The sequence below is a fragment of the Streptomyces sp. NPDC028907 genome (genome assembly GCF_055564995.1).
This window is the reverse complement of the sequence record NZ_JBVHVE010000005.1, coordinates 454,219-466,478: the sequence shown is the minus strand read 5'-3', so window position 1 is coordinate 466,478 and position 12,260 is coordinate 454,219. Positions and strand designations below refer to the sequence as shown.

General features: G+C 69.1%; 7 protein-coding genes and 1 pseudogene. 1 reads left to right on the top strand and 7 read right to left on the bottom strand.

Going from position 1 to position 12,260, the window contains the following annotated elements; translation table 11 throughout:
* Positions 1-14: 14 nt before the first annotated feature.
* Positions 15-1,655, bottom strand: a complete 1,641-nt coding sequence (locus tag ACZ4UU_RS18125; protein ID WP_468040880.1) for an AMP-binding protein — start codon at positions 1,653-1,655, stop codon at positions 15-17.
* 229 nt (positions 1,656-1,884) lie between these two features.
* Here ACZ4UU_RS18125 and ACZ4UU_RS18120 point away from each other — a divergent pair, with 229 nt between their 5' ends.
* Positions 1,885-2,703 (top strand): LuxR C-terminal-related transcriptional regulator, encoded by an 819-nt coding sequence (locus tag ACZ4UU_RS18120; protein ID WP_468040879.1) that lies wholly within the window; start codon positions 1,885-1,887, stop codon positions 2,701-2,703.
* Between the two features lie 483 nt (positions 2,704-3,186).
* Here the strand turns inward: ACZ4UU_RS18120 and ACZ4UU_RS18115 are convergent.
* From ACZ4UU_RS18115 to ACZ4UU_RS18090, 6 genes and pseudogenes are all read right to left on the bottom strand, one after another.
* Positions 3,187-4,986, bottom strand: a pseudogene (locus ACZ4UU_RS18115) (RICIN domain-containing protein); the annotation flags it as partial.
* A 51-nt stretch (positions 4,987-5,037) separates the two neighbouring features.
* Positions 5,038-7,194: a beta-galactosidase gene (locus ACZ4UU_RS18110; RefSeq protein ID WP_468040878.1), complete on the bottom strand. Its 2,157-nt coding sequence runs from the start codon at positions 7,192-7,194 to the stop codon at positions 5,038-5,040.
* 29 nt (positions 7,195-7,223) lie between these two features.
* Positions 7,224-8,144 carry a carbohydrate ABC transporter permease gene (locus ACZ4UU_RS18105; protein WP_468040876.1) on the bottom strand — a complete coding sequence of 307 codons (921 nt, stop codon included), beginning with the start codon at positions 8,142-8,144 and terminating at the stop codon, positions 7,224-7,226.
* The gene (locus tag ACZ4UU_RS18100) at positions 8,141-9,061 is read right to left on the bottom strand and encodes a carbohydrate ABC transporter permease (protein ID WP_468040875.1); all 921 of its coding nucleotides are present in this window, start codon (positions 9,059-9,061) and stop codon (positions 8,141-8,143) included. Before ACZ4UU_RS18100 ends, ACZ4UU_RS18105 begins: the two co-directional genes overlap by 4 nt.
* A gap of 1 nt (position 9,062) precedes the next feature.
* Positions 9,063-10,451: an ABC transporter substrate-binding protein gene (locus tag ACZ4UU_RS18095; protein WP_468040874.1), complete on the bottom strand. Its 1,389-nt coding sequence runs from the start codon at positions 10,449-10,451 to the stop codon at positions 9,063-9,065.
* A 280-nt stretch (positions 10,452-10,731) separates the two neighbouring features.
* Complete coding sequence (locus ACZ4UU_RS18090; protein ID WP_468040873.1) at positions 10,732-11,868, bottom strand: LacI family DNA-binding transcriptional regulator; 1,137 nt, start codon at positions 11,866-11,868, stop codon at positions 10,732-10,734.
* Between the last annotated feature and the right edge of the window lie 392 nt (positions 11,869-12,260).

Below are 12,260 nucleotides of genomic sequence, written 5' to 3'. Positions count from 1 at the left end.
AGCGGGGCTCACTGTCAGGACAGGCCGGCTATGTCCTCGTCGCTCATCCCTCTGAGGACGAAGCGCTGGATCTTGCCGCTCGGCGTCTTCGGAAGACGTTCGACGAAGTGCACTCTGCGTGGGTACGCATGGACGCCGTACTGGCTGCGCACCAGCCCCTGGAGCCGGTCCACCAGGGGCGTGCCGCCTGCTTCGCCCGGCTGGAGCACGATGAACGCCTCGACGACTTCGCCGCGGATCTCGTCGGGCCGCCCGACCACGGCCGCCTCGGCCACAGCGGGATCCGCGGTGAGAATGCTCTCGATGTCGAAGGGGCCGATCCGGTAGCCGGCGGCGAGGATGACGTCGTCGTCACGGGAGGCGAAGAAGAAGTCGCCGTCCTCCGCACGTCCCACGTCCCCGGTCAGGTACCAGTTGCCATCGGCGACGAAGCGTTCCCTGGTGCGCTCGGGCGCGTTCACGTATCCGGTGAACCACATCAGGAGGCTCCTCTCGGCCGAGATCGTGATCGCCGCGCCCACCGTGCCGGCCACGAATCCCGGCAGCGCCTGCCCCATCGAGCCGGGACGCACCTCGCGCCGCAGTCTCGGGTCCCAGGCGTTGACGATCACCATGCCCTGCTCGGTCTGGCCGAAGTGGTCGCGGACCTGTGTCCCCAGAGCATCCGGAGCCCACGCGGTGACATCGGGGGTCAGCGGCTCGCCGGCCGAAGACGCGACGCGCAGACGATCGCTGTCCGCCAGGACCACTCCCCGCTGCTTGAGCGCCCGGTAGACGGTCGGCGCCGCCGCGAAGTTGGTGACACCGGCCGCGCTGATCACCTGTGCCGTGAGTTCCGCCGAGAACCCGCTGGAGAGCAGCACGTTGGGGCGCCCCGTGGCGAGGGGGCCCACCACACCGAAGTACAGCCCGTACGCCCACCCCGGGTCGGCGGCGTTCCACAAGACATCACTGTCGAGGAGGTGAAAGCCGTAGCGCATGTAGGCGACGAACGCGGCGATGGCCCGCGCCGGCACTCCCACGCCTTTCGGGGCACCTGTGGTTCCCGAGGTGTACAGCTCGATGAACAGACCGTCCGGGCCGACGGCCGCGCTGTCCTCGACCGGGCGGTGCGCCGCGACAAGACCGTCCAGCTCGTCTCCCGCCTCGATCACGTCCGTCCCCAGCCCTTCGACCTTCGCACGCTGACCTGGCTCGGTCACGACCAGCTTCGCGCCCGCGCCCCGCACCCGCACGCTGATGGCCGGTGCGGCGAAGGCCGTGAAGAGCGGCACCTGGACAGCGCCGAGCCGCCACAGCGCGAGCAGGACGACCGGAAGCTCGCGCCTCCTGCTCATCAGCACCCCGACCCTGTCCCCCGGGCCGATCCCCCGCGCACGGAGTGCGGCGGCGAGCCTGCGCGACTCGTCCGCGAGTTCGCCGAAGGTCAGGCGGCGGACATCGAGCTCACTGTCGACGAGGATGAAGGCCGTGTCCTCTCGTGGATGCTCGTCGCACAGGACGGACGCCACGCAGAGATCCGGCTGATCGAATCGCCGGCGCAGGTCTGCCACCTCATCCACGACGTCCGGCAGGTCCAGCCATGGTGCGGGGGCGGCCAAGGGGACGTCATCGGCGGCTGGGGCGGCCGGCAGACCGGCCATGGGGTCGGACACTTCGAGCCTCCGTGGGTCTGGCATCAATGCGAACAGCGCCCACGCCCCAGGAAAGCGGCCGGGAGGCTGCGGGGTCCACTGTCTCCTCCTGGCAAGGTGGAGCCACACCCCCCATGGAGGGGGGCGGACTCATTGCCGACGTCCTGGCCTTCGCTGAGAATGACCTTCCTGCCTTCCCCTCGCCCAGACGTTCCGACACCACGGCAGGCATGTACGAAGAAGGGGATCAATGAAGATCGCCAATGACCTCCCCCACCGGCTTGACCGAACGGCCGAACGCGTCCGCAAGGTGACAGGTGTCTCGCTGGCCTTCGCAGGCTCCGTCACACCCGCCAACGACCTCGTGCTCGGCAACTTCGCGGGACCGACGGTGGGCGCCCTACCCGGGGTGATCCTGCGCTATGGCGAAGGACTGGGCGGCCGAGCAGTGGCCTCACGCCGGCCGATCGCGGTGAACGACTACTTCTCCTGTGACCAGATCACCCACCGCTACGACCTCATCATCCGCGCCGAGGGCATCCGCTCCATCGCCGCCGTTCCCGTGGTCGTCGACCGCAGGCCCATAGCCCTGGTGTACGCGGCATTCCGCACCGACGAGATCGTGGGCGACCGGATCCAGGACGGCCTCAAGGACGAGGCCCGCGCGCTGGAACAGGAACTCGTCACCCTGCACGCCCTGCGCGGCAGCCAGGAGGAGACGGACGCGGATCTCGGAAGGCTGCGCGAACGCGTTCGGGAGGCGTACACCGAGCTACGGGCCCTCGGCCGACGTGTTTCGGACCCCGCGGTGGAACGGGCGCTCCACGACATCGCGCGACAGCTCACCGAGCCCGGCACCGACGCACGCCCCCTGGACAACCTGACCAGGCGAGAGTTGGACGTGCTCGCTCTCGCGTCCTCGGGGCTGCCCAACAAGACAATTGCCGACCGGCTCGGACTGACTTCGCAAACCGTGAAGAGCTACATGAAGTCCGCGATGTCCAAGCTGCACGCCACCACCCGCCTCGAAGCCGTCGTGATCGCCCGCCGCGCCGGCCTCCTGCCCTGACCCCTTCCACGCGCACCCCCGCGCCGCCGCCGCAGGTCATCTCCCGCTATCACCGCCGCATGGTCTGACGGGCCGGCGGAGGACGACGCCGCACTGCTCCTGGTACGGGGTGAGCCGCCTCGCCGGCTCACCCCGTCCCCTGGGTCAGCGTTCGGTGGCAGCAGCCCGAACGGTGACCGCGTCCCACATCAGGGGCGTGTCGTCGAAGACGACGGCGATCTTGATCTTCTTTCCGGCCGCGATCGTCGCCGGCAGCGTCACGCTGCCCTTCTGACCCTCGTCGAAGGAGACCGTGCCAAGGTCCGTGACCTTCCCGCCGGCCGTGAACGCATAGGCGTGGCCTGTCGTGTTCGCGTGCAGAGCCGTGCCCGCGGGATCCGACGCGGCGACGTTCAGCGACACGGTGGCCTTCTGCCTGACGCTGCTCGTGACCAGGTGCTTCGACCGCTTGCTCTTGGTCAGCTCCGCGGCACTCGGCACCTGTTGGACGAGCTGCCACTCCTGCGAGCCGTCCGTGGCGGCGTTCTGCAGGGTCAGTGGCGCGCCCTTGGACGCACCGGTCAGGTACAGGTTCGTGTTCTTGGCCGCCTGGAACTTGTAGTAACCATCGGCGGTCCTGACGACGTTCCAGACTCCTGCGGCGCTGTTGTCGACCCACTGGCCGATCCGCTGGCCGGGCGTCGCGTTCCCCGTCCAGATCCCCGCCATGCGGCCGCCCGACTTGTTCAGCAGGGTCGTGCCGCCCTTCGGCGCGTCCACCACGTGCCAGTACTGGGTGTCCTTGTTCGCCGCCGAGCCACGGTCTTCCATGACGACGTCAGGAACGTCCCCGTTGCCGATGTTCGCGTCGTTGGTCTTGTTCCCGGTGCCGATCACCTGGCCGGTCTTTCGGTTCACCAACTCGTAGTAGGCGCCCTCCGAGTCACCGAGATCGACCTCGGCGTAGGCGAGCGTGGAGGTGCCCTGGTTGTTGAGTATCGACAGGCGGCCGGTGCCCTCGACGTACTGCAGGTTGCGGCTGTAGCCGTTGCGCGAGGTCGTCTGGTACTCCTTCCACTCGCCGTCGCTGCGTCCGCTCTCATTGACCCAGACGTTGCCGCTGCCGTGGGCGTTGTAGACCAGGCGTCCATCGGGGAGCCTGATGATGACCGGGCTGCCGCCGGTCGCGAGGGGGCGGGAGCCGGCGGCGAGCGGCAGTTTGGTGACGGGGTTGCCCGCGGAGCCCTCGTAGAACTTCAGTGGGTCGTCGGCGACGACGTACCTGGTGTTCTCTCCGCCGCCCCACCACTCGTAGGTCAGGAGCCACTTGCCGTCCGTCGTCGGGACGACGTTCGTCATGCCCGGCCGCCCTCCTCCGATCTCCTTCCTGCCGCCTCCCATGTCGGTGGTCAGGCCCGCGACGTCGAGAACGGGCTCGCTCCACTGCGCGCCGCGGCCGTTCCAGGTCTTGTGGACGAGGATCTGGCCGTGCGAATCCGTAGCCGTCTCGTTCTCCGGATCGACCTTCGCCACGCCGGTGACCGGGTCGAATCCGGTGTAGTCGTTCTCGTCGGAGTAGTAGCAGACGAGCTTGCCGTCGTGGACCATCAGGTACGGCTCCCAGAGGGGATCCACCTGCTTGTACGTGTTCGCCGTGGCGACGTTCCTGCCGATCGCGCCCGCGCTGCCGCCCTGCCAGCCGCCTGTCGCGATGATGTTGAGGACCTTCCACGTCGCACCGTCGTCAGTGCTGGAGTAGAGGGCGAGCGCCATGTCGGGGCGGTCCCCGTCGTTGGACGGGATCCAGTTCGGGTCGGCTGCCTTGTGCTCGTTGTAGTAGGCGTCGTCACCCGTCACGACGCTCGCGAGGAGCAGCGTGCCCTTCTTCAGCATGCCGACGCTCTGCGGAAGCGCGTAGAGGTACGGGCTCCCCCAGTTGCTCTTGTACTTCGCGTAGCGGGGATCGTCGGAGAGATACGCCGGGGCCTTGACGTCCGACAGGTGCTGCCATGACGTTCCGTAGTCGTCGCTCTTGTAGATCGGGAGCGTCTCCTGGTCGGCGCTTCCCGTCTGCGGCACGACCGTGGCCTTCTCGAACGACGCGACCAGACGTCCGCTCGGCAGCTGCGTCGACTTCGGGTAGATCGCGCAGTTGCCTCTTCCCTTCAGGCACGGCTCGTTGCCGAGCTGGTAGAGGATCCCACCTGTCGGGTTGTATGCCTGCGCACCGCCCATGGGTATCGCCACCAGCGCGGATGCCGCGACGAAGGTTCCCAGTGCCTTGCCCAGTCTTCTTCTCTGCATTGCCTCTCCTTCGAGGTTGATCACGGTGCCCCCGTACCGACGGCTTTCGTCCTAGGCCGTCGGCCTGTCTGCGGCGATGAACACCCGTACGTCCCAGGCGTGGAGCTCCAGCGCCGTGCCTGCGGGTATCGGACCGCTGTCCAGGAGGTCGGACAGCTCGACCGGAGCCGTGACGCGGGCCGGCTCCCAGCTCCAGTTGTGGATCACATGGACTCGGCGTCCGTCGGGGGACGTGCCGGTCGTCGCGGTGACGGTCTCCGGAAGGTCACGCCAGCCGCTGACCGCGGAGGGCACGAGCCACTCGGCCACCGCGTGCGCAAGGCTCCGGTCCGGGACCGTGCCGACACAGGTGACGCGGCCCGCGCCGTGGCGGCGGGTGGTGACGGCGGGCCAGCGGCCGAAGTGCGGGTGGTCGTATACGGCGAGGACCTCGGCGTCGGTGACGGTCAGGCCGTCGGTCCAGCGGGTCGCCGTCGCCTCCTGGGGCAGCTGCAGCGGGCTGCCGGACACGGGGCGGACCGGGATGGCGCGCGAGAGGTTGCTGAACTCGTCGTACGTGACTCCCGCGGCCTCGGTGAGGCGTCCGGGTGCCTCTTCATGCCGGGCGCGGGCCTCGTGGTCGGCGTATCCGGTGCGCGGTCCGAGGACCAGGTGGCCGCCCGCGTCGGCGTAGGCGGTGAGCCAGTCGAGGGTCGCGTCGGCGGCGATGTACAACGCCGGTACGACCAGCACGGGGTGGCGGCCGGCCGCCTCTGCCGGGGTCATGCCCTCCTGCTCGCCACTCGGGTCGTGCAGTTGGCGGGCGTGCACGATCCGCACCTGGCGGCCGGCGTCGAACGCGCCGCGGTAGAAGGGGTCGAAGATACGGTGGTAGGCGGCGGGGTCGGGGGCGCCGTCGGGGGTCGCGAGCGGTGGGTGCTTCTGCATCAGCCACTTGCTGGGTGTCGAGTAGACCATCGTGATGTCGGCGTCCGGCTCGATCCCGGCGACGAGTGGCCCGGCGGCCTCGAACTCGGCTCCCAGACGCGCGAGTTCGGCGTAGACGCGACCGGGTTGTCCGCTGTGCGGCAGGACGCCGCCCCAGTAGGTCTCGGCGCCGAAGCGCAGGGTCTGCCACTGCCAGTACTCGATCATGCGGGCGCCGCGTGCCACGTGTGCCCAGGCGGCCTGCCGCCACTGGCCGTCGTAGCCGGGCCGGTTGTCCCAGGCGAAGCCGATGGAGGCCGCGTTGGTCTCGGTGACCAGGAAGGGCTCCTGACGGGAGGAGAACATCCAGTCGGCGGTCTGGTACATCGACCAGACGCCGGTGGTCTTCCAGACCTGCTCGTGGTCCTCGGGGGTGGGGTCGGGGAGCAGGAGGCCGTCCTGCATGTCGTAATACGGGTTGCCGGAGGCTATGTCGAGGCCGGCGGACAGTTCGTCGTCCGCCACTCCCTGGCGGGTGTAGGAGATGCAGGTGGTGACGAACTGGCCGGGGCGCGCGTACTCGCGGACGATGTCGGCCTGCCAGCCGATGAACTCGGTGACCTGGCGGGCCTGGAACTCCCGCCAGGCGACGTCGTACTGGGGCTGTTGGTTGCCGTCCGGGGTCCACAGGTCGGCCCAGGTGGACAGGCGGTGGGACCAGTAGACCAGGCCCCACTCCCGGTTGAGGGTCTCGACGTCCCCGTACTTGTCGCGCAGGTGGTCGACGAAGCGCTGGAAGACGCCCTGGTTGTGGAAGAGGTGCAGTCCCGGTTCGTTGTCGACCTGCCAGCCGATGATCGCCGGGTGGTCGGCGTACCGGGCGACGATCTTGCGGATGACGCGCTCGGCGTGGAAGCGGAAGGCGGGGTGGGTGAAGTCGGCCTCCTGGCGGCCGCCCCAGCCGATGCGCTTCCCGGTGGCGTACTCGCCGGTGATCTCCGGGTACTGGCGGGCCAGCCACGGCGGTACGGCGTACGTCGGTGTGCCGAGGATGACGGAGATACCGCGTTCGTGGGCGCCGTCGAGCACCGGCTGCAGCCAGTCGAGGTCGAACCGGCCGTTCTCCGGCTCCCAGGTCGACCACACCGACTCGCCCACCCGGATCACGGTGAAGTTCGCCTCGGCCATCAGGTCGAGGTCGGTCTTCAGCCGTTCGTCGGACCGCGATTCGGGGTCGTACGCAGGCATGTACTCGTGGTAATACGCGGCCCCGAACAGGACGCGGGCGGGTAGATCCGCCATGAAAGGAACCTCCGGGAGAGTTGAGGGGGTTACTGCTTGACGCCGCCGGTGGCCAGCCCGCTCTGCCAGTAGCGCTGGAGCAGGAGGAAGGCGATGACGAGCGGCACGATGGAGAGCAGGGAGCCGGTCACGACGAGTGGCAGCATGTCGCTGCTGGCGCCGCCTCCTCCGTTCTGTGCCTGCGCGGCCCAGGAGGAGAGGCCGACCGTGATCGGATACAGCTGCGGGTCGTTGAGCATGATCAGCGGCAGGAAGTAGTTGTTCCAGGTCGCGACGAGCGTGAACAACAGGACGGTGACCAGGCCGGGGGACAGCAGCCTGAGCGCGATCCGGAAGAAGATCCGCGCCTCCCCCGCGCCGTCGATGCGGGCGGCCTCCAGGAGGCTGTCCGGGATGGCGTCGGCCGCGTAGATACGCATGAGGTAGAGGCCGAAGGGGTTGACTAGAGAGGGCAGGATGATCGCCCAGGGGGTGTTGACCAGGCCGACCTTGGCGAACAGCAGATAGGTCGGGATCGCCAGGGCGGTGGCCGGGACCATGATGGCGCCGAGGACCAGGTTGAACGCGGCGCGGTCGCCGCGGAAGCGGAACTTGGCGAACCCGTATCCGGCGGCGGCCGCGAGCAGGGCGGCACCGACCGCGCTGACGCCCGCGTACGCGGCGGTGTTGAGCAGCCAGTGGACGAAGACGCCGTCGTCCTGGGTGAAGGTGGCTTTGATGTTCGCCAGGAGCTGCGGGGCGTCGGAGAACCACAGGCCGAAGCTGTTGATCAGGTCCTGGGTGCCCTTGGTCGAGGCGACCAGCAGCCAGAACAGCGGGAGGAGGAAGTAGGCAAGGGCCGCCAGCATGGCGATCGTCAGCGGGGTGCTGCGGCGGCGGGGAGCGGGCCGGCGCCGCCTGGGCGCGGTGGGGGCCGCCGCGGTCGCCGGCGACTGCAAGGTGGTCGTCATGCGGCCCTCCTGCGGTTCGTGGTGAGCAGGACGACGTAGGAGGCGATGACGATGACCAGTCCGAGGAGGAAGGAGACCGTGGCCGCGTAGTTGAGCTGGTTGCCGGTGAAGGCGAGGGAGTAGGAGTAGAGGTTGGCGGTGTAGGAGCTGCTGATGACGTCCGGGGCGATCTTCATCAGCAGATTCGGTTCGTTGAACAGCTGGAAGCTGCCGATCACCGAGAAGAGCAGGGTCAGCAGGAGCGCCGGCCGCAGCGCGGGCAGCTTGATCGACCGGGCGATGCGCCAGGCGCCGGCCCCGTCCATCGCCGCCGCCTCGTAGAGGTCCTGCGGGATGGTGCGCAGGGCGGCGTACAGGATGATCATGTTGTAGCCGACGAATTCCCAGGTCACGATGTTCGCCAGGCTGCCGAGCATCCAGCTCTCGCTGAGGAAGGCCGGGGCCGGGATGTCCAGTTCCCGGCTCACCTGGGCGAACGGGCCGAAGTCGGGGCCGTAGAGGTAGCCCCACATGAGCGCGGCGACCACGCTCGGGACCGCGTACGGCACGAAGATGCCCAGCCGGATCACGCGCGCCAGCCGCAGCAGACCACTGTCGAGGGCGAGGGCGAACGCCAGGGCCAGCAGCAGCATCAGCGGGACCTGGATCACGAAGAACAGGGCCACGCGACCGATGCCGTGCAGGAGGAGGGGGTCCTTGAGGGCGGTGACGTAGTTGTCCAGGCCGACGAAGACCGTGCCGCCGATGAGGCGTTGCTGGAAGAGACTGAGGTAGGCGGCGTAGCCGAGCGGCGCGAGGAACAGCAGGAGGAAGAGGACCAGGAACGGGGCCACGAACAGGGGGCCCGGACCGCCGAGCCGGCGGCGCGGTCCGGCTCGGCGTGGTTTCCGGGCAGGGGCGGCGGCGGTGGCTGCCATGTCAGGCCCCCTTGACCGTGAAGCCCTGGTTCTTGGCGTACGTCGTCAACCGTGACTGCCAGGCGCCGAGGGCTGCGACGGTGTCGGCCCGGTCGGCGAGGGACTTGCCGACGGTCTCGGTCCAGTCCTTCGCCGCCTGGTCCAGGAACGGCGGCCACTGGAACGTGGTCGGGACCGTGTCGCTGATGTCGGCGAAGACCTGGTTGACCTTCTGGCCGCCGTAGAAGGCGGGGGCATCCCCGGTGAAGCTCTCGTCCGCGAGCAGGGCCTTGGTCGCCGGGAAGAAGAACTGCTTGGTGGCGAACATCTTGGCGCTCGCCGGGTCGCTGTTGAGGAACTGGGCGAACTGGGCTGCCGCGATCGGGTTCTTGGTGGAGCGGATGACCGCGGTCGTGGAGCCGCCCCAGTTGCCCGAGACCGGCTTGGCGGCGTCCCACTGCGGCAGCGGCGCCGCCCGCCACTTGCCCGCGGTGGGCTTGGCGGACCCGGAGAGGAACGCCGGGCCCCAGGCGGCGGTGAGCCAGGTGGCGTACTTGCCCTTGTTGAACCCGGCGTACCAGCCGTCTGTGAAGTCCGGGTCGGTACTGATGACGCCTTCCTTCGCGAGCCCGCCCCAGTAGCCGGCGAGCTTCTTGGAGACCGCGTCGTCGACGCTGATGGTCAGGTCGCTCTTGCCGGAGGTGGCGTACGGCTTCGCGCCCGCCTGCCAGAGCAGTCCGTGCCAGGCGGCGTGCTCGTTCGCCGCGAGGTTGGTGAGGTAGACGTCCGGGTCGGCCTTGTGGAGCTTTCGGGCCGCGGCCGCGAACTCGTCCCAGGTCTTCGGCACTTGGATGCCGTGCTTGTCGAAGATGTCCTTGCGGTACAGCATGCCCATCGGGCCGGTGTCCTGGGGGATCGCCCAGACTTCGCCGCCGGGTCCGCTGACCTGTCCCCACGTCCAGTCGACGAACCGGTCCTTCAGCGCCGTGGCGCCGTACGGGCTCAGGTTCAGCAGGCTGTCCGTGATCGTGAAGGTGGGGATGGCCTGGTACTCGATCTGCGCCATGTCGGGCGCGCCGGTGCCGGCCTTGAGGGCGGTGCGCAGCTTCGTGTAGTGCGCGACGCCCTGACCGGCGTTGACGACCTTGACCTTGATCGCGGGGTACTTCTGCTCGAAGAGCGCGACTTCCTGCTGGATGTCCGGGGCCCAGGTCCAGAAGGTGAGCTGGGTCGGCGTCTTCATCGCCTTGTCGATGTCCGCCTGGCTGACCGGCTCGGTGGCGGCGGAGGAGCCGCCGGAGTCGCTGTCGCCACTGCACGCGGCGAGTGCGGCACCGAGGGAGACCGCTCCGGTCGCGGCGAGGAACCGCCGACGGCTCATGGAGGACGTGGGTACGAAGGATCTGGGCATGGTTGAACTCCCGCCGATGGGCATGGGCACGGCACGCCTGACGTGGGCGTGTCGCACGGGTGGGAAGGATGAGGTGTGAGGAGGGGCGAGGCACGGACGTCGCTACCAGGGCATCGGGGTCGCCGTGTTCGGGTGTGCGTCGCGCGGGCTGTGGCGGGCCCGCGCGTCGCGTGCCCTACAGCGGAAGTCCACGGTCGTGGAGGGTCTTCGAGGAGCGGTGAGCGCCGGCGGGCTCACCGCCCGGCCATGAACGGGTGACGCTCGGGCCGATGAACGTTGATCAGTCGGTGGTGCACGGTCCGTGTTCGGCCGGGGGTGCGTGTGCCGAGTCGTTCGAGCGGGAGGCCACGCGTTGCCCGCGTCCCGGGGTCTTCCGGGCCGGTGGGGGTGCGGTCGAGGAGCGGACGACGAGTTCGACCGGCGGATCACTCGCCGGTGCCGGATCCGCGTCCGGTTTCTCGATGGCCTGCACGAGGAGCCTGAGCCCTTCCTGGGCCACGGCGTCGAACGGCTGGCGCACCGTGGTCAGTGGTGGAGTGACGTAGGCCGAGACGGGGGTGTCGTCGAAGCCGACGACGCTCACGTCGTCCGGCACACGCAGGCCGGCTTCCGTCAGAGCGCGGATCAGACCGATGGCCATGTCGTCGTTGGCGGCGAACACCGCCGTGACGTCACCGGTGGAGGCGAACTGGCGACCCGCCGCGTAGCCGGACGCGGCGGACCAGTCGCCCTCGACGACGGGCGGCTGTTCCCTGCCCCGTGCCGACAGCGCCGCCCGCCAGCCCTCGATGCGGTCCCGGGCCGCGAACCACCGCTGTGGTCCGGCGAGATGATGGACCGTCACATGTCCGAGATCCAGAAGGTGTTCGGTGGCCTCCCGCGCCAGCGACTCGGCACCGACTCCCGCGACCACGGTCCGGGAGCCACCGAAAGTCCCGGGCGCGCCGAGGACGAGGACCGGTACGTCGACGCTGAGCGAGACTGATCCCTCGTCTCCCTCGTCGATCGGTTCCGACACGACGATTCCGTCCACACCCTGCTCGAGCAACGACGCCACGGCGCCGGAGACGCCCCCCGGGTCACCTTCCACCGTGTTCGACACCCGCAGGGCATAACCCGCGTCCCGGGCGGCCCGCTCGATTCGGATGAGCAGTGAGGCAGGTCCGTACAAGGCGGTCCCCAGGGTGACCACCCCGATGGTGCGGGAACGCCCCGACGCCAGTGCCCGGGCCGCGCTGTTCATGCGGTAGCCGAGTTGCTCGGCGGCGTCGAGAACGCGCCGACGCACCTCGGCGGACACGTACCGCTCACCGTTGAGGACCCGCGACACCGTCTTCTGCGAGACGCCGGCCGACCGGGCCACGTCCACGCTCCGCGGCGCCGCAGGGCTACCGCCCCGTCCTCCCACTCGCGTCATTCGTGTCTCCCGATGTCCGGCGGCTGAGATCCTAGCCCGTCACGTTCCGCCATCCGATGTCAGCTGACCGTCACGTATGACTGCGCTGTCATGACTGCGCAGTCATATCTACGCAGTCGAACAGAAGGTGTCAATCCTTCGCGCAACATCGCGGCAGCCCGGTCCGCGAGGCGGAACGCGGGTCAGGTGCGGTAGCGATCTCTCAGCCTGCGTACCGATCAACCATCTGAGCAGGCGTTTTCCGACTCATGGGCCACGACGCCTTCGCCCGACACGGCCTCGGCAGTGCCGCCCTGATGCTCATCAGCGCGCTGCACCAGCGCCCGACCGGACGGCCAGCGAGCTCGTCGGTACCTCCTCGGTCTCCCGCGCGACCACCTACCGGACCCCGC

Excerpts from the sequence above, each read along its gene's own strand:
- ACZ4UU_RS18100 (WP_468040875.1), bottom strand. The coding sequence starts at position 9,061 with ATGGCAGCCACCGCCGCCGCCCCTGCCCGGAAACCACGCCGAGCCGGA.
- ACZ4UU_RS18120 (WP_468040879.1), top strand. The coding sequence starts at position 1,885 with ATGAAGATCGCCAATGACCTCCCCCACCGGCTTGACCGAACGGCCGAA.
- ACZ4UU_RS18090 (WP_468040873.1), bottom strand. The coding sequence starts at position 11,868 with ATGACGCGAGTGGGAGGACGGGGCGGTAGCCCTGCGGCGCCGCGGAGC.
- ACZ4UU_RS18095 (WP_468040874.1), bottom strand. The coding sequence starts at position 10,451 with ATGCCCAGATCCTTCGTACCCACGTCCTCCATGAGCCGTCGGCGGTTC.
- ACZ4UU_RS18105 (WP_468040876.1), bottom strand. The coding sequence starts at position 8,144 with ATGACGACCACCTTGCAGTCGCCGGCGACCGCGGCGGCCCCCACCGCG.
- ACZ4UU_RS18110 (WP_468040878.1), bottom strand. The coding sequence starts at position 7,194 with ATGGCGGATCTACCCGCCCGCGTCCTGTTCGGGGCCGCGTATTACCAC.